Source organism: Eubacterium sp. 14-2, assembly GCF_000403845.2.
In the GTDB taxonomy this organism is placed as follows: Bacteria; Bacillota; Clostridia; order Lachnospirales; family Lachnospiraceae; genus Petralouisia.
The window spans coordinates 355942-378514 of record NZ_KE159568.1 but is presented as its reverse complement, the minus strand read 5'-3'; the positions used below and the strand labels follow the sequence as shown (position 1 = coordinate 378514).

Below are 22573 nucleotides of genomic sequence, written 5' to 3'. Positions count from 1 at the left end.
GGGTACATGAAAGATTTAAAATATTTATATGAATTTGAACGGTTGCTGGATGAAGCCAATAACGGGCTGGTCCGCAAAGCCCAGGAGGAGGGAAGAGTCTGTATCGGAACTGTGTGCAGCCTGGTGCCGGAAGTGCTGCTGGAACTGCCGGGGGTTTTTACCGTCCGGCTCCGTGCGCCCCGGACAGGTTCCATGGATATGGGAACCTACTATATGACCAGCTTTCTGTGCGAATACAGCAGAGCGCTGCTGGAGCGGGCCATTGAGGGCGGTTACCAGTTTCTGGACGGTCTGATTGCTCCGGATGCCTGTTCCATGATTAACCGTGCAGTGGAGAACATGGAACTTCTGAAGACCATGTCCAAAGAGAAGTTTTTCTACCGTTATATGGAAATTCCCATGAAAGCTGACGACAACGGCCTGTCAGTGTATGTGTCAGAGTGCAGAAGCAAGATTCTTAAGCCCCTCCGGGAGGCATATGGCATTGATATTTCAGAAGAAGCTCTGAGAAAAGCAGTGGAGAACCACAATAAGGTCTGCCGGCTGCTCACGGAAATCGGGGATTTCCGCAAGGAAGAAAATCCCCGGATTACAGGATATGAATACCATATACTCACACTGGCTTCCTATGTGTGCCCGAAAGACATGCTGGTGGATAAACTGGAAGAAACTCTGGAGGAGTTAAAGAACAGAGAGCCGGATGACAGGAAACGGTTCCGGGCCAGAGTGGTGGTGGCAGGTTCTGAGATTGATGATGTGGATATGATAAAACTCATTGAAGAGGCGGGAGCGCTGGTGGTGGCAGACCGTTTCTGCTTTGGAGCATTGCCGGGCAGAGAGGTGATCCCCTTAAATGACAGTGAGGATATTGTAACCCAGGTGTGCCGCCATTATATGTATATCAGCGCCTGCGCCCGCTATATGAACCGGGAGAAAATAGAAGAACGCCGGGCTTATGTGGATAAACTGGCCAGAGAATACCATGCGGACGGGATTATTTACGAGCAGATGAAATTCTGTGATTACTGGGCTTACGAGCGTATGGTGGGAACCCATGTACTGCGGGAAGAATACGGGTATCCGGTACTTTCTGTGGACCGGCCCTATGCGGTGGGCAGTTCCGGCCAGCTTCGCACACGGGTACAGGCCTTTGTGGAGAGCATTGAAATCAAAAAACTCCGGAAGAACAGGGGAGGTGAGAGGTAATGGGCAGGAAAATCGGAAGCGAACGGCTGGGAGATTTGTACCAGCCTGGAAAAAAGGTCCGAAAACGCCGGGAATGGAGGGGCGTAAAAGATACTCTTTACGATTACAGCCGCTGGCTTCATACCATGGGCGTACTGGGAAAATTTATGCTGAATAAAAATAATGTAAAGGCATTTTTCCGTTACCGCTGGATGCTGAATTATCTGGCAGTTCCCATGATGGTGGACCGGCATACCGCCGGACTCCGGGGAAATCAGCTTCGGATTGCCCATACGGAATACGATCTGGTGGTGGAAGACATTGCAAAACTGATGGCAAACATGTTTCGTGCCGATAAAAATACCGGAAATGATCAGGAATTTTCCAGGAAACTTGTGATTCTGGATGAAAATGAAATGTCCCATCTTCTGTGCGGTTTTCCCAACCTCATTGGTGTGGGCCGGGAGATTCCCGCGGTGTATGTGAGCGTGCTGCTGCGGCAGGACGCAGTGTGCCATTACATAGATGTGGCCCAGGAATACGGACTGTCAGGAGATGTATGCCCCATGCCGGAGGCAGAAGTGGGGGTGTCCATTGACGACGACTATCCCATATTCGGCGCCTGTGCCATTCAGTGCAATACCACATGCGATGGCAGCCTGATGGGAAATGGCGTGGTGGCAAGACGTCTGGAAGGAGAACATGGCATACCATGCTTCCAGCTGGCGGCTCCCATCCGCCATACGGAAGAAGGAGTGCAGGAATATGCGGCCCAGGAAATCCGCAATGCCATTAAATTTATTGAGGACTGTACCGGAGAAACCTGGGACTGGGACGCTTATTTTGAATGTGCGAAACGGTTTAACGCAGAAACCAGGGAACGGATGGAATGGCTGGATCTGAGCACCACGGAATATCCCCAGGTTATCGGGGCCAATCTGGCGCTGTACACCGAGACAGTTTATATGGCCATCGGCGGAAAAGTACCGGCCTTTCTGGAGGCGGATAAGAAAATTACCAGACTGGCCATGGACTCATATAATAAGAAAGAAATGATTGTGCCCCAATACCGTCACCGGGCCATAATCTGGGGCGTGCAGGCCCAGTATTACACGGATTTTCTGCCCTGGCTGCAGAACTGCTGGGGAATTCTGCCGCTGGTGGATATGCTGAGCCTGGTGTCCACGAAAATGATTTCCGAAGACGACCCGGAACAGGCCATTTACGATATGGCCCATCTCTACGAAAATATGATTATGCGCAACCGTACCCATGGAGGATATAAAGTGCTTTTGGATGATCTGTGGAGATTTTGTGAGCAGTTTCATGCAGATATGGTGATTCTCTGGGAACATATGAGCTGCAAAGCTCTGGACGGAATGCACGGACTGTTTGAAGAACAGGCCAGAGAGCACGGAATCCGGCTGATTTGGGCAGTCCATGATTTGATGGACCCCCGTGTGGTGCCGAGGGCGAGCCTCAGACAGGACGTAAACCGCTATATGAGAAGCGTGCTGAGGGAAGAGCCTCTGGATCCCAGCCTGGAAGAAATTGACGATGCTTCTTCCTGGTAAAAGGAAGGGAGCCGCTTTGCAGTGAAAGTTTTTCCTGCAGACATGGCCGGAACACAGGCCGGGAAACAGTCATGAGACAGAAAGGACAGGAATATGAAATATTTTGGAGGCTGCGATTCAGGCAGCACCTATACCAAATGTGTGATTATAGATGAGACCGGAAAAATAGCGGCAGACGTCACCCTGAAAAGCCGCATCAATTCTGTGCTGAGTGCGCAGGCGGCATTGGATGAAGCCATTGCGCAGGTAGAAGGACTTAAGAGCGCCGAAGACCTGGCTTACCTGGTGGGAACCGGATATGGAAGAAATAAAGTCCCCTTTGCCGATGAAAATATTTCCGAGATAAGCTGTCATGCCATGGGCGTTCATGTGGCGGACCCTACGGTAAGATCCATCATTGACATTGGAGGACAGGATGTAAAGGGGATTGGGGTGGATACCGACGGAACCGTGCAGAATTTTGCCATGAATGACAAATGTGCGGCAGGAACCGGGCGTTTTTTTGAAGCCATGGCAAAGGCCTTTGAAATGGATTTGCCGGCGTTTTCCAGGCTGTCCCTGAAAGCAGAAAACGTTATTCCCATCACCTCCCAGTGTACAGTGTTTGCAGAGAGCGAAGTAATTTCCCTGGTGGGAGAAGGAAAACCCATGGACGAGATTGCGGCCGGCATTGAACTGTCCGTGGCCAAACGGTGCTTTGTTATGGCCAAAAAGGCAGGAGCGGTGGACAGAATTACCCTGACAGGAGGCTGCGCCAAAAACGACGGGCTGAAAGCCGCCATTGAAAAAGTGCTGAAACTGAAAGTCATTGAACTGCCCGTTGACCCTCAGTTAATCGGAGCCCTTGGGGCGGCGGAATTTGCAAGGCAGAAGGGAATGCATAAGGGGGACAGAATATGACATATATCAGAAAAGCAGCGGTAAAAACAGTAAAAGCGGCCGCAGTGTCTGCTGTTTTGTTTTTTGTAATTTCCTTTACCATATATTTTTTTAATCTGGATATGAAGCTGACTGCGGCAGCAGAGCCTTATCTGGAAAAGTGGCATGACCGGGTGAAACGGGAGCGTAAACTGTAATGATGAAGCTGTATGATCCCATCCTGAGAGAACTGCTGGCCGGACTGGAGACATATCCTGTCCGGAGGCTGAATAAGGAGAAAGGCAGCAGCTGGAAGGATGCGGGCAGGGAGGCCATGATTCTCCGCAGCGATATGGCTTATGAGCTGGGCAAAGGGACACTGCCGGCTCTGGGGAGTACCATTCTTACCATGGATAAAGAACTGGTGCCGGAAGATGAAATTTTACTGTACGGAGAAGATCTGAAAGAAATCCGTAAAGACCGGCCCTATGCCAGAATTGCAGCGGTTCGCATGAAACAGGGAAGTCTGGGAGAAGGAAATGAGCTTTACAATGAGGTACGGAAAACAGAATACACCAGATACCGCCTGTTTCCGGAAGGATTTATGATGCGGGTTTCCGCTTCCCAGGAGCGGGAGGCGGTACGGGTGGGCAGACAGGCCCTGGAAAAAGGACTGGGCTTTGCCCAGGTGGGCAGTATGTTTCTGACAGCGTATCACAGGAATCCGAAAGTGGAAGCGGTAAAGTTGATTTTTATCACCAGAAAGGAATTTCCCTGGCCAGAACTGGGAGGATATATCCGGAAAGCAGAACAGATTACCAGAGCCATTGACCATGTATTGAAAAATCTTTCCATGGACTGCAACGCCTGCAGTCTGAAGCAGATTTGCGATGAAGTGGAAGGTCTGAAGGAACTGCACAGAGCCCCTTCAGAGAACGGAACGTGTATCGGATGAGAAAAACGAATCCATCGGATGAGAAAGAAAGGAGAACATTATGCCGGAAATGAGCAAAGCGGTTATCCCGCCTCATATGAGCGACAAAGCGCCCAGTGAAAAAATAATGAAACTTGGAAGAAAGATTACCGACGTGGCACTGCACAAGCTGAAAGGACTGACAGTGGCCGATCCGGAATACTGGGGACTGGCGGAAATCGTCACAGAAGAAATGGCAGATATTGCCCTGACCATGAAAGTACGCCGCCATTACAGAGTTGAAGAACTCTGGAAAATGAATAAAGTGGAGAAAGAGGACAGGGAGCATTTTCAGGAAGTGCTGGATGAAATGAGCTATATCGGCCTTCTGGAATATGACTACGGCAATAACTACGACCACTACGGTTCCATTCCTGGGCCCACAGACCGCAGATACTGTCTGCCCATGTTCGTGCCGGGCTCCGCGGAGCTCTTTAATATGGAAGAAGGGCCGGAAGGCAATAAACGTCTCCGGGAACATCCGGCGCTGGCCAGTTTCTTTGAGCGCATGACCTTTATCCCCCTGGACGGGATTACCCATATGGTGCCGCCGGGAGGAGCCGGAATCGGTATGCACGTGATTCCTGTGGAACAGGCCATCTCCATGGAAAATGGAACCATTGACCTGGAACATATTTCCTACTGGCTGAAAAAATACGAAGGACATATCGGCGTGGGCCAGTGTTCCTGCCGAATCAGCCGCCAGATTCTGGGCGAAGGCTGCGGCGATGATGAGATGAACTGGTGTATCGGTGTGGGAGATTTTGCAGACTACTGCCGGGAGACAGGAAAGGGCCATGATATTACATACGAAGAGGCCATGGAAATTTTCCGTAAAGCAGAAGACAACGGATTTGTACATCAGATTACCAATATTGACGGAGAAAATAAAATATTCGGTATCTGCAACTGCAACGTGAATATCTGCAACGCGTTGAGAACCTCCCAGTTATTTAATACGCCCAATATGAGCCGAAGCGCATTTACCGCAAAGGTGGAAAAGGAAAAATGCGTGGCCTGTGGAAAATGTGTGGAATACTGTCCTGCCGGTGCGGTGAAGCTGGGACAGAAACTCTGTAAGAAAAACGGAAAAGAAGTCCGCTATCCCAAACATGAACTGCCCGACAGGCTGGTATGGGGTAAAGACAAATACGATGAAGATTACCGGGACAACAACCGGATTAACTGCTATAAGACAGGTACCGCACCCTGTAAGGCAGCCTGTCCGGCCCATATTGCAGTACAGGGCTACATCCGCAAGGCAAAAGAGGGCAAATACCAGGAAGCGCTGGCATTGATTAAAAAAGACAACCCGTTTCCGGCAATCTGCGGCCGTGTCTGCAACAGACGCTGTGAAATGGCATGTACCAGAGGAACCATTGACGCTCCGGTGGCCATCGACGATATTAAGAAATTCATTGCGGAGCAGGATCTTAAGGAAGAAACCAGATACATCCCGCCGGTGGTTATTGCGTCTAACCGGCTGACTCAGTGGGAGCAGAAAATTGCCATTATCGGAGCAGGCCCCGCCGGATTATCCTGCGCTTATTATCTGGCAACCAGAGGCTATAAGCCCACAGTATTTGAGAAAAATGCGAAGCCGGGCGGAATGATGACTTACGGCATTCCTTCCTATAAACTGGAAAAAGATATCATTGAGGCGGAAATTGAAGTAATCCGTGAACTGGGCGTTGAGATAAAATGCGGCGTAGAAGTGGGCAGAGACGTGACGCTGGATGACCTGCGCAAGGAAGGATATCAGGCGTTTTATCTTGCCATCGGCTGTCAGGGCGGCAGGATTCCGCCGATTCCCGGAAATGACGCGGAGGGAATTGACATTGCGGTAAACTTCCTTCATCATGCAGCGGAAGACCAGGAGCAGAAGATGAAAGGCAGGGTCATTGTAATCGGCGGAGGCAACGTGGCCGTTGACTGTGCCAGAACTGCTTATCGTTTCGGCGGAAAAGAAGTGGAAATGTTCTGCCTGGAATCCAGAGAAACCATGCCGGCTTCTGAAGAGGAGATTCAGGAAACACTGGAAGAAGAAATTAAAATCAATAATGGCTGGGGACCGAAGGAGATTATAAAAGATTCCAGTGGAAAGGTACAGTCTGTGGTATTTAAGAAATGTATCAGCACACTGGATGAAGCAGGTAAATTCAATCCTCAGTACGATGAAAACCAGCTGATGACGGTGGAATGTGCACAGGTGATTTTTGCCATCGGACAGAGCATCGAATGGGGCGGCCTGCTGGACGGAAGCAAAGTGGAATTCTGCCATGGCAATTACCCGGCAGCGGACGCACTGACATATCAGACGGCAGAACCTGATATTTTCGTGGGCGGAGATGTGTACACAGGCCCGCAGTTTGTTATTGACGCCATTGAAGCCGGCAAAAATGCCGCTGTGTCCCTGCACCGTTATGTACATCCGGGCACCAGTATGACCATTGGGCGGAACCGCCGGGATTTCCATGAGCTGAACAAAAAGAACATTAAGGTGGAAGGATACGATACCATCGGCCGCCAGGAAGCAGGCATGGATGAAAAAATTGATTATAAACACTCTTTCCGGGACGCACATAAAACTCTGACAGAGGAACAGGTACATCTGGAAGCAGGGCGCTGCTTAAGCTGCGGTGTGTCCGTTGTGGATGAAAACAAATGCATCGGCTGCGGCGTATGTACCACCAAGTGCGAGTTTGACGCCATTAAGCTCCACCGGGATCACCCGGAATGTTCAAAGATGAGCAGATCCGAGGATAAATTAAAAGAAATCGGAGCTTATGCGGCGGGAAAAGCCTTTAAAAGCATGTTTACCGGGAAACCCGCAGTGAAAAAAGCCGGGAAAAAGAGCAAAAGACCTGTGAAAACCGCCGGGAAGCAGGCCGCAGGAAAAAAACAGAGACAGAAATAATAACGGGACAGAGAATGGAGAGCAGCCGTGCATGAATTAGGAATTGTGTTTCATATTGTGAAAACCGTAGAGCGTGTGGCGGAGGAAAATCAGGCAGATAAAATCACAAAGGTGACGCTGCAGATTGGAGAAGTTTCCACTGTCATTCCGTATTATCTGAAGGACTGCTGGAAATGGAAATGCTCCAAAAGCGAACGGATGGACGGATGCGAACTGGTGATAGAGACCATCCCGGCCATTACTTACTGTGAAGCCTGTGAAGAAACCTACCCCACAGTGGAGCACGGGAAAATCTGCCCTTACTGCGGCAGTGAACACACTTATCTGATACAGGGAAATGAACATCAGATTAAAGAAATAGAAGTGTCTTAAGGGATATCTGCCGATGGAAAGAAGCAGACCTGACGCAAAGATACTTTCAAATTCAGGGAAGCAGAGTGTCTTTTAGCCCTCTGCTGTCCCATGGAGAAGGAGGTGTGGAATGAAGAAAAGAAAAATCAGGTATTTCAGCCTGTTGCTTGGGGCAGCCATGCTGCTTATGAGCCTGCCTGAAACAGCTCTGGCCCGGAGCACGGAAACAGTCCCGCTCCATACGGAAAGTTATGGAACGGTCAGAGAAGGCGGAGTTACAGTTTATACAAGGGAAGACTTTATGGCAGCACTCCAGCAGAAACAGAGTCCCATTACCATAAACAACCTGATTACCATTGGACAGGAGGCAGAAGCAAGCGGACGGATGATTCCTGTGAAAATCCCGGCCGGAACGGTGATCCAGGGTTCTGGCACCGAGAGTCATCTGAACTGCCGAAGTCCCCTTCAGCTGGAAGGAGACAATGTTGTCTTCCGGAATATGAAACTCACCATGGAATCTTCGGATGCGCTGGGGAGTGTTCCTCACAGGGAGATTTTCCTGGCGGGCCACAGCCTGACAATGGATAATGTGAATACTTATCTGGCAGGCGGCGAAGAGGGAATGGGAGGTACAGAAACGGAGCTGCTGCCCACCATCTATGCCGGCGGTTATCCGGGAACGGCAGTTGGCAGCAATGCTTCCCTGACGGTTCAGAATTCCAATGATAAAACAATTTTTCAGGCAGTTTATATGGGCCATGAAGCAGTGGATGGAAACGTGCCCTATAAAGGCAGGGCATCGGTGAATCTGGATACCAGAGTAAGGGTGAGGGATTATGTGGATACCAGTCTGACCAGTCAGGCCGAAATTCAGGTTACAGGAGCAAAGAACAGTTCGGCGTGGACTCGGCAGTATCGCGGAAATGGGCAGACCACTCTGACAGTAAAAGGAATTATGATTTCTGAGGCTTCTGTGGAGCATATTGGAAATCTGGTGCTTGCAGATGGGGGAACACTTGGTTTCAAGTCGGGGACCCTGGAAAATGTTACGCTGCGTAACGGGGGCGGTCTGGACTTAAGCAAAGTCAAAACAGCGGAAATCACAGGCAGTTTTATCGGTACCGGCTCACAGGATGGGGAACCAGGCGTTCTGATTCTGGGACAGGAAACGCAGGCAGTTATCCGCGGAACGGTGACAGGCACAACGGAAGTATGTCCGGGAAACCGCATGGGTACAGGAATTATATATGCAGGAAGAGATTATATTATAGCAGATCCTGCCAGAGCAGTCCGGAGTAATTTTGTGCTGACCCAAAGAAGTGTTGAAAATGGTTTCAGCCTGAATTATGACAAAGGGGTGTGGAGTGTGGTCAGAGGAACTGTGTCAGCAGATCCTCTGGTGGGAAAGATTTCCATCAACTCCGGGCCGAAAGAAGTGGATTTGAACAGAATCAGAAGTAATCAGGAGGATACAATACCGGATGAGAACGTCTTTTTTGAACTGGTGTGGTACGATGAAAACGGAACGCCTTATACCAGTGAAGAGGCGGAAGAACTGGGACTTTATGAAGCAGATTATGTACTTAAGATAAAGGCAGAATACTGGGAAGGAAGCAGCGGAGCTATCCTTTCACAGACTGACTGGAGCAATGAAATTACCCTCAGGTCCGATTCGGCACATCCGGGCAGATATTATCTGCAGGCAGAACCGGAGGCGAAAGCAGGAGAATATACGTTCCTGTTTCTGTCTGAGTATTATACGGAAGATTTGAATACAGTGGCAGATGTAAAGAATCTGAAAGACAATGTGCTGGCGGAGCAGAAGGTATTGTTTAAAGACGGGACGCAGGTTATTCCCCCGGAAGAAAAGCCGCCGGTAAATCCGCCTGTTACGCCGCCGGAGGAGAAGCCGCCGGTAAATTCGCCCGTTACGCCGCCGGAAGAAGAAAGTCCGGAAGAAGAAAGTCCGGAAGAAGATCCGGAAGAAGAAAGTCCGGAGGAAGAAGACCATGTCCACGATTTTAAACCTGTGGTGCAGCAGGCCACACCTTCGCAGGACGGATTTCGGATGGAAGCGTGCAGCTGCGGAAAAACCACGGCTCAGGAAATGATTTACCGGCCTGAAAAAGTCGTACTGTCCATGGAACGCACCGTTTATAACGGAAAAAGCAAAAAACCGCAGGTATGGGTGAGAGACCGGTCAGGTAAAAATATTAACAGCAGACAGTATCAGGTTTCTTACCGGAATAATGTTTCTGTGGGAAAAGCGGAAGTAACAGTCCGGCTCAAAGGGAATTACACCGGAATTCTGAAAAAGAATTTTGTGATTGAACCGGGAAAAACAGAACTTACAAAACTGACAGCAAAGACCGGAGGATTTACGGTAAAATGGAAAAAGCAGAGCACCCAGACCAGCGGGTATGAAATCCAGTATTCCACCAGCGGGAAATTCACCGGAAAATCCACAGCAAAAGTGACAGTGAAAAACAGCCGGACCACATCCAAAACCATTTCCAGGCTGAAGGTCCGGAAAAAGTATTATGTCAGAATCCGAACTTATAAAACAGTAAAATCAGACGGAAAGCAAACGAAAATTTATTCCGGCTGGTCAAAAACGAAGTCTGTCACAACCCGAAAACAGTGAGGCGGTAAATCAGTTGGTCAGAAGAATTTATACAAGTACAAGAAGATTAAAAGAAGGAATGAGAATTGATCAGGCCATTGTGGACCGGTCAGGCAGAGTATTAATTGCAAGAGGGGCTCCTCTGGATGATTATCTGATTGAATCCCTGCTGAAAATGGGCATTATGGGCGTGTACATCAGAGAAGGCGAAGAAGATCCAAAGGAGCCGGGCAGTCAGGAACCGGTAATACCGGAATCCGTTCAGAAAGTCATTGAGAAGACCCGGAAATCAGATCCTGCCAAAGTAAAATTATCGGAAAGTGTGAAACAGCGGGTATCTGAGGGGATTCAGTATTTGTACAGCAATACGGATGCGGAAAATTTTGCAGATACCACGGACGCCATTACCCGGAACCTGATGAGGGCCATTACAGATAATCAGGCCATTGCGGTGGACATCAGCGCTCTGAAGGTAAGCGATGAATATACCTTTAAGCACAGCGTGGATGTGGCCACCATGGCGATGATTGTGGGGAAGAAGCATGGACTGTCAGACAAACAGGTGTACGATATCGGGATTTCCGGTCTGCTCCATGATGTGGGAAAGTCACAGATTCCCAATGAAATTCTGAATAAAGCGGGCAAACTTACAGACGGGGAATTTGCAGTAATGAAAAAGCATTCCCTGTTTGGATATACCATACTGAAAGACAAAGAAGATATTTCGGAGCCCATTGCCATGGGAGTGCTGCAGCACCATGAGAAAATCAATGGAAGAGGCTATCCCATGGGGCTTCCCGAAGAAAAAATACATCTTTTTGCCAAAATCCTGTCTGTGGCGGATATCTACGATGCACTGGTGACGGAACGGGTATACAAGAAAGCCTATTCCCAGAGAGACGCGGTGGAAATGATTATGTCCATGACCGGAGAGCTGGACATCAATGTGATGAAAAGTTTTATGGAAAGCGTGATTCTTTATCCGGTGGACTGTATTGTGGAACTGAGCAACGGGGAAAAGGCAAAGGTAGTGGCCAACAAGCCCGGTTATATTTTAAGGCCTACGGTGGTCGGGCTGAAATCCGGCAAAGTTTACAATCTGGCAGAGGATATGAACTGTGCCAGCATCATTATAAAATAGTAGCTGTCAGATAAGGATATGGTGAAGTTGTATGGAATGGAAAACAAAGATAAGACGTATAATATCTGGCTGTTATGCTGGCTGCGTAGTGACAGTATTTTTCTTTTTTCTCTATCTTTCCGCAAACATAGCCAGTCATGCGGTACATAACCAGATGAACACCAGTTTCGGTGAATTTAAGGAATATAAAATGGTCCATACAGAGGATGAAAATACTCCGCTGGGAGTGAAAGATGTGTATACCATGCGGATTTCCGATGTGTCTGAAGGAGGCAGCAGTCTGGCTTTTTACAGCATTCATCAGAATGTGGAGGCATACATTGAGGAAGAATGTGTATTCACTTATCGGCCGGAAGAAACCAATGCTTTCGGCAGGACGCCGGGAAGCAACTGGAACACAGTGCTGATTAATGCGGCAGACGCCGGAAAAGAGGTTCAGGTGGTACTGGCTCCCGTGTATGAAAGCTCCAGGAATATTATACCGGAATTTTATGTGGGCTCCAAATATGGCATCTGGCTGCATATTATCAAAGAAGATTTACTGCCCCTGCTGCTGAGTCTTGCGGCTATCATAATGGGACTGGTGTTTATCTTTTTTACCGTGTCTATTTATCATACGGCAGAGGTGGATAAAAGCCTGTTTATGCTGGGCATGTTTTCCCTGAATATCGGACTGTGGAAAATAACGGATATCACTTCCATGTCGCTGATTTTTCCTTTTTCCATTCCGCTGGCCAACCTGCCTTTCCTGTGTCTGATGCTGGTGGTAGTTCCTTTTATTTTGTATGTAAAAGAGCTTTATTCCACCAGAGACAGTATCATATGGTATATTCCCTGTGCAGCCAGTATGATGATTTCTCTGCTGGAACTGGGGCTTCAGATAAAGGGGATTGCAGACTTAAGAGAGACGTTGTGGATGACCCATGCATCCATGGTATTTCTGGCGCTGGTTTTTGTTTTTATGTCAGTACGGGAGCTGCGCACCGTTGGATGGAATAAGAAACTGCAGACATTGTTAGGGTGCGGCTGTGCCTGTATTCTGGGAATGGCCGTGGATATTGTGGTTTATTATGTATCCAATGGGACTTCCATGATGGTTCTGGGCATGGTTGGATTTCTTACATATATCATTGTGCTGGGCGTCCGCTCTGTAAAAGAAACCAGGCGGCTGATGGCCATCGGCATACAGGCGCGGAAATACGAAGAAATGGCCTACCATGACCAGCTGACAGGAATCTTAAACCGGACAGCCTATGCCGAATATATTGAACAGAAAGATTTTTCTCCGGAAAACAGCATTGTGGTTATGTTTGATCTGAATAACCTGAAAAAGTGCAACGATACTCTGGGACATGAGAAAGGAGACCGATATATCCGGTGCAGTGCAGAGCTGATAGAAAAAGTATTCGGCGATATCGGAAAATGTTACCGTATGGGCGGCGATGAATTCTGTGTGCTTCTGAAAGGGGTATCTCTGGAAGAATGCGGAAAGCGGGTGCAGAGACTGAAAGTGGAAGTGGACAGATGTAATCAGAGCAATCCGAAAGAATACCCCATTCAGATTGCCTGTGGCTACAAACTGTATGACAGCGAGGTAGATTATGATCTTGGTGATACCCTGCGCAGGGCGGACAAAATGATGTATCACGAGAAATTTGCCATGAAGCAGAAAGCTGTACCTCTCTCATAAAAAATTATATGGAAATTTTTGTCAGAAATCGTGTTCCACAGCTTTTTTAATGGCTGCAAAGCTCTCACGACTGATAACATGTTCCATGCGGCAGGCGTCTTCTGCCGCAGTTTTTTCGTTTACTCCCAGACTGGTCAGCCAGCCGGAGAGAAAACGGTGGCGTTCGTAAATCATTTCCGCGATTTCACGTCCTGATTCCGTTAAAGTGATAAAGCCCGCTTCAGAAACAGTAATGTGGCCTTTTTCCCGCAGGTTTTTCATGGCCACGCTGACACTGGATTTCTTAAAGTTCAGTTCCACCGATACGTCTATGGAACGGACCACGGGCAGCTTCCGGCTCAGGATCAATATGGTTTCCAGATAATTTTCTGCAGATTCACTGGTTTTCATTATAAAATACCCTCCCTGGTTTCGCTCAGTATGCTGATAGATCCAGTATACTGGAAAAGACAGAAGTTGGCAAATATTTTGAAAGCTGGAAGTAGTAAAAAATGTAAGTACACGGAAAGGAAGAGCCGGACCCGGTTTCCCTTTCCGGAATACTTTCCGGTTCTGATAAAAATTTCCATTTGGTTATTGACAACGAATAAATGTTAGTATATACTAACTAAAGAAATCAAATGAGAATCATTATCAAAAAGAAGAAAGAAGTGATGAAAATGCCTTTAACTATGGCGTTGCCAGGAGAAGTGAATACCATCCGAAAAGTGGGAGGAAAAGAAGAGACCAGGAAGTTTCTGGAAAATCTGGGGTTTGTGGCCGGCGGACAGGTAACCGTAGTGTCACAGAACAGCGGCAATATGATTGTGAATGTGAAAGAATCAAGAGTTGCCCTGGACAGAGATATGGCAGGCAAAATACAGATTTAACCTGTAAAACAGAGAAAGGAAAGGATATGAGAACATTAAAACAGATTTCATGCGGGAAAACAGTAAAAGTGGCAAAATTACATGGAGAAGGCCCTGTAAAACGCCGGATTATGGATATGGGAATCACCAGAGGGGTGGAAGTGTCTGTCCGGAAGGTGGCCCCTCTGGGAGATCCGCTGGAAGTAACAGTGCGGGGGTATGAACTGTCTCTGCGGAAGGCGGATGCGGAAATGATAGAAGTGGAGTGAGGCGGTTTTGCCGGATAAGAATATGAAAGAAGTTTCAGAAGAAAAAACGGGCGGGATTATTTTTTTGCCCATGGGTTAGCATAGACTAATCTTAATAAGTTGTATAAAACAAATGGTCTGATATGTAAAATAGTAAATGAAAAGCGCCGAAAGGCAGGAGGTGGGAAAATGTCTGTAAAAATAGCATTGGCAGGAAATCCAAACTGCGGAAAAACCACATTGTTTAATGCACTGACCGGTTCCAGCCAGTTTGTGGGGAACTGGCCCGGAGTCACAGTGGAGAAAAAAGAGGGAAAACTGAAAGGCCATAAAGATGTGGCTGTTATGGATTTGCCGGGAATATATTCCCTTTCTCCCTATACACCGGAGGAAGTGGTTGCCAGAAATTATCTGATGGAAGAACGCCCCGATGGGATTTTGAATATTGTGGACGGAACGAACCTGGAGCGGAATCTTTATCTTTCCACCCAGTTGATGGAGCTTGGGATTCCTCTGGTTCTGGCTGTAAATATGATGGATATCATGAAAAAAAACGGAGTTCAGATACATGTGGAGAAGCTCAGTGAGAAACTGGGCTGTCCGGTGGTGGAAATCTCTGCCCTGAAAGGAGAAGGTGTGAAAGAGGCAGCGGAACAGGCATTGCGTGCTGCAGAGAGCCAGAGAGCGGTAAAGGCAGCTCCTGCATTTTCTCCGGAGCTGGAAAAGGCGTTAAAGGCTGTGGAAGATAAGCTGGGAAATGAAATACCAGAAGAACAGAAGCGGTTTTTTGCTGTGAAACTTCTGGAACAGGATAAGGGGATTGCAGAGAAAATGAAACATGTGCCTGATGTGACAGCAGAGATTGCAGCTCTGGAAAAAGAAATGGATGACGATGCGGAGAGTATTATCACCAGTGAACGTTACCTGTATATTTCTTCTGTGGTAAAAGAATGCTGTATCAGACAGCAGAAAGAGAAAATCACAGTCTCTGATAAGATTGATAAAATTGTCACGAACCGGATTCTGGCGCTGCCTCTTTTTGCGGCGATAATGGCATTTGTGTATTATGTTTCCGTGACTACGGTGGGAAGCCAGGCCACAGACTGGGTGAACGACGGAGTGTTTGGAGAAGGATGGAACCTGTTTGGTGTGGAGAGCCTTCATGTGGCGTCAGTTCCGGAATTTCTTTCCGGCGTGCTGGATGGGGCTGGCTGTGCTGCCTGGCTGCAGGGGCTGATTTTGGACGGAATTGTGGCCGGTGTGGGTGCAGTGCTGGGATTTGTACCCCAGATGCTGGTACTGTTTGTTTTTCTGGCATTTCTGGAGTCATGTGGATATATGGCCAGAGTGGCCTTTATTATGGACCGTATTTTCCGCAGATTCGGTCTTTCCGGGAAATCTTTTATTCCCATGCTGATTGGAACAGGCTGCAGTGTGCCGGGAATTATGGCCTCCCGAACCATTGAAAACGACAGGGATCGAAAAATGACCATTATAACCACTACCTTTATTCCCTGCGGTGCAAAACTGCCCGTTATCGCACTGATTGCAGGCGCATTTTTCAACAATGCCTGGTGGGTTTCCTGGAGTGCGTTTTTTGTGGGAATCGGGGCGGTGATCTGTTCCGGAATTATTTTGAAGAAAACAAAAATGTTTGCGGGAAATCCGGCTCCTTTTGTAATGGAGCTTCCGGCCTGGCATATGCCCACGGCCGGGAACGTGCTCAGGAGCATGTGGGAGAGGGGATGGTCCTTTATCAGAAAGGCTGGGACAATTATCCTGTTGTCTACGATTTTTATATGGTTTACTACATATTTCGGCTGGGTGGACGGTCAGTTTTGTATGCTGGAAGATATGGAAACTGACCACAGCATTCTGGCCTCCATTGGAAATATGTTTGCATGGCTCTTTCTTCCCCTTGGCTGGGGCGACTGGAAATCAGCAGTTGCAGCTGTGACTGGCCTGGTGGCAAAAGAAAATGTAGTGGGTACGTTTGGAATTCTGTTTGGATTTGCGGAAGTGGCAGAAGACGGAAAGGAAATACAGGAAATGCTGGCAGGTCATATGACAGCTGCCGCCGCTTATTCCTTCCTGATATTTAACTTGCTGTGCGCACCCTGTTTTGCGGCCATGGGCGCTGTCAGACGGGAGATGAACAACATAAAATGGTTCTGGTTTGCCATTGGATATCAGTGTCTGCTGGCTTACGCTGTGTCGCTGTGTATTTATCAGATCGGAACCTGGCTTACCCTGGGAACCTTTGGAGTCGGGACAGCGGCTGCCCTGATTCTGATGGCAGGATTTGTTTATCTGCTGTTTCGTCCCGACAAAAAACAGGCTTTCGGGAAAATGAAAGGTATGGTCGGAGCCAGATAAGGGGTGTAAGAATCTTTTTTCGGGGAATACTGACGGTAAGCCAGGATGGGCGGTTTTGCATATGAGGGCCGCACGCACATCTGTACGGGCTGAAATTTTTACAGAGACAGGAGAAATAAAGATGTATATTTTAGCTGGCCTGCTGATCCCTTTTCTGGGAACAGCCCTGGGAGCGGGAAGTGTGTTTTTTCTGAAAAAAGATGAACTGAAACCTCTGGTACAGAAGGCGCTGCCGGGATTTGCCTCCGGGGTGATGGTGGCGGCCTCTGTCTGGTCCCTTCTGATTCCTGCCATGGATGCTTCGTCGTCCATGGGGAAACTGGCTTTTCTGCCGGCGGCAGTGGGATTTGCCCTTGGAATCCTCTTTCTGCTGGGGATGGACCGGATGGTGCCCCATCTTCATCTGAATCCGGAACAGCCGGAAGGCCCCGGAAACAAACTGAAAAAAACCACCATGCTGGTACTGGCCGTTACCTTGCACAATATCCCGGAAGGCATGGCGGTGGGCGTGGTGTTTGCGGGACTGCTTTCCGGAGAACAGACCATTTCCCGAACCGGGGCGCTGGCATTGTCCCTGGGCATTGCCATTCAGAATTTTCCGGAAGGAGCAATTGTTTCTCTGCCTTTGAAAAGAGAGGGCGGAAGTCGCCGGAAAGCATTTTTTCAGGGACTCCTTTCCGGTATTGTGGAGCCTGTGGGAGCAGCAGTCACCATTTTGCTGACAGGTCTTGTGGTGCCCCTTCTGCCTTATCTTCTTTCTTTTGCGGCAGGCGCCATGATTTATGTGGTGGTGGAGGAACTTCTGCCGGAATCTTCTCAGGGCAGCCATTCCAATGTGGGTACCCTGGGATTTGCCCTTGGTTTTCTGATTATGATGGTGTTGGACGTGGCCCTTGGATAAGGGCAGAGGATTCGGGGAGTTGAAATTTACTGCTTTGAAGTCCCTTCATCTGAAGCTCTCCGGGGCCGGAGAAAGCCCGTACCCGCCCTTTTTCAGGATTCCCGGATGCTGCTTAGAAATGCAATCAGCGGTTCTGCATAGGCTTTGTCCGAAATATCATAGGAAGATGAGATTGCTCGTTCAAATTCCAGATCCTGGGCAGTCTTGTTTTTCTTCTTTTTCATCATCTTTGCTGCAACCTTCATCATCAGTCTGTCCGACAGGGACATTTTTTCATAGCACAGGCCGCCGGGCATATAAAAATGCGGAATGTCTGCCAGCTCTTCTTCGGTGAGGTTCTGAGCCCAGAATTCATTTATGGTGCCGCTGGCGGCAGCAGGCGTGGCTCCTGTGACAAACAGCAGGAATCTGCGGGCAGTGCTTTTGTGAAACATCTCTCTTATTTTCTTATAGCCGTCAATTCGGCCTGCATGGGCGCGGCTTCCGAAAATAACCAGATCGCAGCCGGACATCAGCTCCGGGGATGCTTCTTTAAAATCCACCAGTCTGGCTCCCGTTTTCCGGGAAATCAGACTGGCATATTTTTTTGTGAATCCGGTACTGCTTTTGCAGATAATTATAATTTTATTTTCCATGAAAATCTTCCTCCTTCTGATTTAAAATCTGTGCCAGAAATGCCTGGCAGGCCAGCTCCTGCTGAGTATGGATTTCACTCAGAGGAATGCCAGGCGTTGTCATGGCGAAAATGGTTCCCATGCCGATGGTGTAAATCAGCATGTTCAAATGCAGCTGCTTTGCCTGAGAGATGCTGATTTTTAATTCCTCTGCAATGTATTCCGAAACTTTCGGACTGGTTTCTTTCTCATATAAATCCTGCAGAGAGGAAATACTGTCTCGCCTGTGCAGGATAAATATTTTAAAGAGATGGGGCTCCTCCTCGGCCAGCCGGATATAGGCTTTTCCGGTACTGCGAAACAGGTCTTTTGGGTCAGTGTGGGCTCTGATATACTTCCGTATAAAGTCACTGGTCTTTGCGGCTACCTCCTGCCGCAGGCTGTCCATATTCTGGCAGTAGCTGTAAATGGGCTGTACAGAACAGCCGATGGTATCTGCAATGGTTTTGACCATAACACCTTCCATTCCATGTTTTCTGGCTATTTCAAACCCGGCGTTAATAACCATTTCTCTTGTGATTCTCTGTTTTGGCATGGTTACCTCCATATAATCCAGTTATATAAATAGTTTATATAATTGGATTATATATTATGAAAGCAGGGAGTGTCAATGGGAAAATTCTGATGGAAAAGTGGACGGAACCGACAAAATGTCCATAAGCAGCGTCCGGAAGGTATATATTTTTCAGAATGGGATATACTGACAGAAAAAGGAAAAGGAGAATGAAAAATGGATAAATATCTTTGTGAGCCCTGCGGCTACGTTTATGATCCCAAAGAAGGAGATCCGGACAACGGAATTGCGCCGGGGACTTCTTTTGAAGATTTGCCGGAGGACTGGGTATGTCCTCTGTGCGGACTGGGAAAAGATGTATTTGTAAAGGAAGAAGCATAGCCCATCAGGCTGTGCTTTTTTGGTATGTAGTTTTTTAAGAAGGAAATAGAAGATTATCTGTTGATATGTTATAATTCCTGTGACTGTGGCAGCAGGTGTGGTTTGCACCTCATCAGCAAATGGCTGGGCAGGCACCATAAGGACAGCAGATGGCCTGGTGGGCGCTTTGCCTGCTGGCATTATAGCATATGCAAATTTTAACTGCAGGATATAAAATCAGGATTGACCGCTGTAGCAGATATTTTGAGGAGATGTCAGAGATGGATGCTTTAAATGATTTACTGAAAAGTTTTGTCACACAAAGTCAGAAAATATCAGGAGATAATCTGATTGGGATTTATCTTCATGGTTCTGCTGTTATGGGATGCTATAATGAGAAAAAAAGTGATATTGATTTGCTGGTTGTAGTAAAGGAAACTATTCCGGACAACATAAAACATCGCTTCTTGGATATGGTTGTAGAATTAAATACATATGCTCCTCCAAAAGGAATCGAACTAAGCATTGTTAAAAGAGAGGTATGCAATCCGTTTGTTTATCCGACCCCTTTCGAATTGCACTTTTCTATTGCACATTTAGAATGGTATAAAACGAATCCTTCAGATTATATTGATAAAATGAAGGGAACAGATAAAGATCTGGCAGCTCATTTTACTATTATTTATCACAGGGGAAAATGTCTTTATGGAAACGATATCAAAGATGTCTTTGGAGCAGTCAGTAAAGAAGACTACTTTGACAGTATTTGGAGTGATATTAAGGAAGCTGAAACGGAAATAATGGACAATCCCACTTACATTATTCTAAACTTATGCAGAGTATTAGCATACAAAAAAGAAGAACGTATCCTGTCAAAACAGGAAGGTGGTAAATGGGGAATATGCAATGTCCCTGAAAAGTATCAAACTTTAATAGTACAGGCACTGGATGAATATTTATCTGATAAATCAACAGAATGGGATGAAAATAATGCCCTTGAATATGCTGCATATATGATAACACAGATAAGGAATTAGATAAATTTCCTGTTCTGGCATTGAAAAAAAGAAAGAATCTGGCTCTGTAAAATTTTTCTCATAAAGGGTATGATACGGATAAAAATCAAAGGTCCGTACAGAGGACAGAAAGAAGGAAAAATTATGTATAAGATTATGACGCCGGGACCCACCCAGGTAAAGGAAAATGTTCGTCTGGCCAGAGCCAGGGAGTGTACCAACCCGGATCTGGATGAAACTTTTGTAGAATTTTACAGAGAGACCTGCAGGCAGATCAGCCGTCTGCTTCACACCGAAAATGAAACGCTGATTCTGGCCGGGGAGGGAATTCTGGGGCTGGAAGCCGCCTGTGCCTCCCTGACGGAGCCCCAGGACAGGGTGCTGGTGCTGGATAACGGAATTTACGGAAAAGGATTTGCAGATTTTGTATCCATGTACGGAGGCCGGCCGGAGTTGTACACGGTGGATGACAGAAGGCCCATAGACCCGGAAGAACTGGAAAAATTTCTGGAGAAAAACCACGATTATAAATACGCCACACTGGTGCACTGTGATACGCCCAGCGGTATGCTGAATGATATTCATGTTCTCTGCCCTCTGCTGAAAAAGTACGGACTTCTGACGGTAGTGGATTCCGTTTCTGCCATGTTCGGGGAACGGGTGGATGTGACAGAAGCACAGGTGGACATTCTCTGCGGCGGTTCTCAGAAAGCAGTTTCCGCACCTCCCGGACTGACCTTTGTAACGGTGAGCCAGGAGGCAAAAAATGCCATGCACGAACGGAAAACACCCATTGCGTCTTTCTACGCCAGCCTGAAAATATTTGACGGGTATTATGAGAAGAAGTGGTTTCCCTATACCATGCCCATCAGTGACATTTACGGGCTGCGGGCAGCTTTTGATAATATTGAACAGGACAGGGAGATGATTTCCCGCCATGCTGCAATCGGAACCGCCTGCAGACAGGCCCTTGAAGAAGCAGGGCTGCAGCTTCATCTGAAACAGGGATTTTCCAATACAGTTACGGTATTTGATGTGCCGAAAGGAACCACAGCTCAGGAGATTCTCACAGCCATGCGCAAGGAGCACAACATTATGCTGGCCGGTTCTTTTGATAATCTTGCCGGGCAGGTGATCCGAATTGGGCATATGGGAACCAACGCTGACTTTACAGATATGACAGAAACCATGGAGGCGCTGGAACAGACGTTGAAAAAACTGGGGATTACTCTGGCCGTTTCCCTGAAAGAACGGTTCCGTGAATTATTTCTTCTCTTGACAGAAAAGTAATATTATGAGATAGTAAGCAGAAAGAAAAGCATGGTGAAATGTTATTATTGGAAAGGAAAGCGGGAGAAGATATGTCAGTTACAGACAAAATCAACCAGTTGAAACAAGAGCGGGATGCGGTGATTCTCGCCCACTATTATGTGGACGATGAAGTGCAGGAAATTGCTGATTATGTGGGAGATTCCTTCTATCTCAGCAAAATTGCCACAATGGTAAAGGCAAAGACCATTTTATTCTGCGGAGTGTCTTTTATGGGGGAAAGCGCGAAAATTCTCAATCCGGAGAAAACGGTTATTATGCCGGATATGGGGGCGGACTGTCCGATGGCTCATATGGCGGATGTTGAGAAAATCAATGAGGTTCGGAAACAGTATGAAGATCTGGCAGTTGTATGTTATATCAATTCAACTGCAAAACTGAAGACATATTCTGATGTGTGCGTCACTTCATCCAATGCGGTGAAAATTGTAAAGGCGCTGCCAAATAAGAATATTTATTTTATTCCCGATGAAAATCTGGGACGGTTTGTGGCCTCCCAGGTACCGGAAAAAAATTTTATTTTCAATGACGGATACTGTCATGTACATACGAGCATTCTGGCCAAAAATGTGCAGATTGTGAAAGATATCCATCCAAGGGCAGAGATTCTGGTACATCCGGAGTGCACCATGGATGTGATTGCTATGGCGGATTATGTGGGCAGCACTTCAGGCATTATCAAACATGTGACAGAGAGTAAGGCAAAAGAATTTATTGTCTGCACAGAAATGGGCGTGCTCTATGAGCTGCAGCTGAAAAAGCCTAAAAAACTTTTCTTTGACGCAGGCCAGAAAAAATGTTCCGATATGAAGCGGGTCACACTGGACAATGTGGTGGAAGCACTGGAAAATATGACAAATGTGGTGGAAATGGACGAAGAACTCCGGATCCGTGCTAAAAAACCTCTGGAGCGTATGCTGGAACTGGGATAGGAAACCTGACATATATACACGCTGCTGGGGCGTGGGAAAACATATCATGACTGATTTTAAGGG

21 protein-coding genes are annotated in these 22573 nt (G+C 47.4%); 18 read left to right on the top strand and 3 right to left on the bottom strand.

What is annotated here, in order from left to right:
- The first annotated feature begins 6 nt into the window (after window positions 1-6).
- From C805_RS18960 to C805_RS18915, 10 genes are all read left to right on the top strand, one after another.
- On the top strand, window positions 7-1206 hold the full coding sequence (locus C805_RS18960) for a 2-hydroxyacyl-CoA dehydratase family protein (RefSeq protein ID WP_016215589.1): 1200 nt from the start codon (window positions 7-9) through the stop codon (window positions 1204-1206).
- Entirely contained in the window at window positions 1206-2759 is a 1554-nt protein-coding gene (locus C805_RS18955) for a 2-hydroxyacyl-CoA dehydratase family protein (protein WP_016215588.1), read from the top strand. The genes C805_RS18960 and C805_RS18955 overlap by 1 nt, the downstream gene beginning before the upstream one ends.
- Window positions 2760-2852: 93 nt before the next feature.
- Window positions 2853-3659: an acyl-CoA dehydratase activase gene (locus tag C805_RS18950; protein WP_016215587.1), complete on the top strand. Its 807-nt coding sequence runs from the start codon at window positions 2853-2855 to the stop codon at window positions 3657-3659.
- Window positions 3656-3835 carry a hypothetical protein gene (locus tag C805_RS18945; protein WP_016215586.1) on the top strand — a complete coding sequence of 60 codons (180 nt, stop codon included), beginning with the start codon at window positions 3656-3658 and terminating at the stop codon, window positions 3833-3835. Before C805_RS18950 ends, C805_RS18945 begins: the two co-directional genes overlap by 4 nt.
- Window positions 3835-4572, top strand: a complete 738-nt coding sequence (locus C805_RS18940; protein ID WP_016215585.1) for a hypothetical protein — start codon at window positions 3835-3837, stop codon at window positions 4570-4572. Before C805_RS18945 ends, C805_RS18940 begins: the two co-directional genes overlap by 1 nt.
- 40 nt (window positions 4573-4612) lie before the next feature.
- Window positions 4613-7507 carry an FAD-dependent oxidoreductase gene (locus C805_RS18935; protein ID WP_016215584.1) on the top strand — a complete coding sequence of 965 codons (2895 nt, stop codon included), beginning with the start codon at window positions 4613-4615 and terminating at the stop codon, window positions 7505-7507.
- A gap of 27 nt (window positions 7508-7534) precedes the next feature.
- Window positions 7535-7879 (top strand): hydrogenase maturation nickel metallochaperone HypA, encoded by a 345-nt coding sequence (locus C805_RS18930; protein ID WP_016215583.1) that lies wholly within the window; start codon window positions 7535-7537, stop codon window positions 7877-7879.
- Window positions 7880-7988: 109 nt separating this feature from the next.
- The gene (locus C805_RS18925) at window positions 7989-10502 is read left to right on the top strand and encodes a fibronectin type III domain-containing protein (RefSeq protein WP_016215582.1); all 2514 of its coding nucleotides are present in this window, start codon (window positions 7989-7991) and stop codon (window positions 10500-10502) included.
- 58 nt (window positions 10503-10560) lie between these two features.
- Window positions 10561-11622, top strand: a complete 1062-nt coding sequence (locus C805_RS18920; RefSeq protein ID WP_031201455.1) for an HD-GYP domain-containing protein — start codon at window positions 10561-10563, stop codon at window positions 11620-11622.
- 31 nt (window positions 11623-11653) lie between these two features.
- Complete coding sequence (locus C805_RS18915; protein WP_016215580.1) at window positions 11654-13312, top strand: GGDEF domain-containing protein; 1659 nt, start codon at window positions 11654-11656, stop codon at window positions 13310-13312.
- Window positions 13313-13333: 21 nt separating this feature from the next.
- On the opposite strand, the gene C805_RS18910 is transcribed toward C805_RS18915, so the two are convergent.
- Window positions 13334-13702: a metal-dependent transcriptional regulator gene (locus tag C805_RS18910; protein WP_016215579.1), complete on the bottom strand. Its 369-nt coding sequence runs from the start codon at window positions 13700-13702 to the stop codon at window positions 13334-13336.
- A 269-nt stretch (window positions 13703-13971) separates the two neighbouring features.
- On the opposite strand from C805_RS18910, the gene C805_RS18905 reads away from it, so the two are divergent.
- The 4 genes from C805_RS18905 (at window position 13972) to C805_RS18890 (ending at window position 17685) form a co-directional block, all read left to right on the top strand.
- Window positions 13972-14181, top strand: coding sequence for a FeoA family protein (locus tag C805_RS18905; protein ID WP_031201454.1), 210 nt, complete (start codon window positions 13972-13974; stop codon window positions 14179-14181).
- Between the two features lie 26 nt (window positions 14182-14207).
- On the top strand, window positions 14208-14429 hold the full coding sequence (locus tag C805_RS18900) for a FeoA family protein (protein ID WP_016215577.1): 222 nt from the start codon (window positions 14208-14210) through the stop codon (window positions 14427-14429).
- A 168-nt stretch (window positions 14430-14597) separates the two neighbouring features.
- Complete coding sequence (gene feoB, locus C805_RS18895) at window positions 14598-16784, top strand: ferrous iron transport protein B (protein WP_016215576.1); 2187 nt, start codon at window positions 14598-14600, stop codon at window positions 16782-16784.
- Between the two features lie 121 nt (window positions 16785-16905).
- Window positions 16906-17685, top strand: coding sequence for a ZIP family metal transporter (locus tag C805_RS18890; protein WP_016215575.1), 780 nt, complete (start codon window positions 16906-16908; stop codon window positions 17683-17685).
- A gap of 92 nt (window positions 17686-17777) precedes the next feature.
- Here the strand turns inward: C805_RS18890 and C805_RS18885 are convergent, their stop codons facing one another.
- Both C805_RS18885 and C805_RS18880 read right to left on the bottom strand, forming a co-directional pair.
- Window positions 17778-18320 (bottom strand): flavodoxin family protein, encoded by a 543-nt coding sequence (locus tag C805_RS18885; protein WP_016215574.1) that lies wholly within the window; start codon window positions 18318-18320, stop codon window positions 17778-17780.
- Window positions 18310-18894, bottom strand: a complete 585-nt coding sequence (locus tag C805_RS18880; RefSeq protein WP_016215573.1) for a TetR/AcrR family transcriptional regulator — start codon at window positions 18892-18894, stop codon at window positions 18310-18312. Before C805_RS18880 ends, C805_RS18885 begins: the two co-directional genes overlap by 11 nt.
- A 195-nt stretch (window positions 18895-19089) precedes the next feature.
- Here C805_RS18880 and rd point away from each other — a divergent pair, with 195 nt between their 5' ends.
- The 4 genes from rd to nadA all read left to right on the top strand — a co-directional run bounded on the left by rd (window position 19090) and on the right by nadA (window position 22510).
- The gene (rd, locus tag C805_RS18875) at window positions 19090-19254 is read left to right on the top strand and encodes a rubredoxin (RefSeq protein ID WP_016215572.1); all 165 of its coding nucleotides are present in this window, start codon (window positions 19090-19092) and stop codon (window positions 19252-19254) included.
- Between the two features lie 260 nt (window positions 19255-19514).
- Entirely contained in the window at window positions 19515-20270 is a 756-nt protein-coding gene (locus tag C805_RS18870; RefSeq protein ID WP_016215571.1) for an aminoglycoside adenylyltransferase domain-containing protein, read from the top strand.
- A gap of 123 nt (window positions 20271-20393) precedes the next feature.
- Complete coding sequence (locus C805_RS18865; protein WP_016215570.1) at window positions 20394-21539, top strand: pyridoxal-phosphate-dependent aminotransferase family protein; 1146 nt, start codon at window positions 20394-20396, stop codon at window positions 21537-21539.
- 71 nt (window positions 21540-21610) lie between these two features.
- Window positions 21611-22510 (top strand): quinolinate synthase NadA, encoded by a 900-nt coding sequence (nadA, locus tag C805_RS18860; protein WP_016215569.1) that lies wholly within the window; start codon window positions 21611-21613, stop codon window positions 22508-22510.
- Window positions 22511-22573 lie beyond the last annotated feature (63 nt).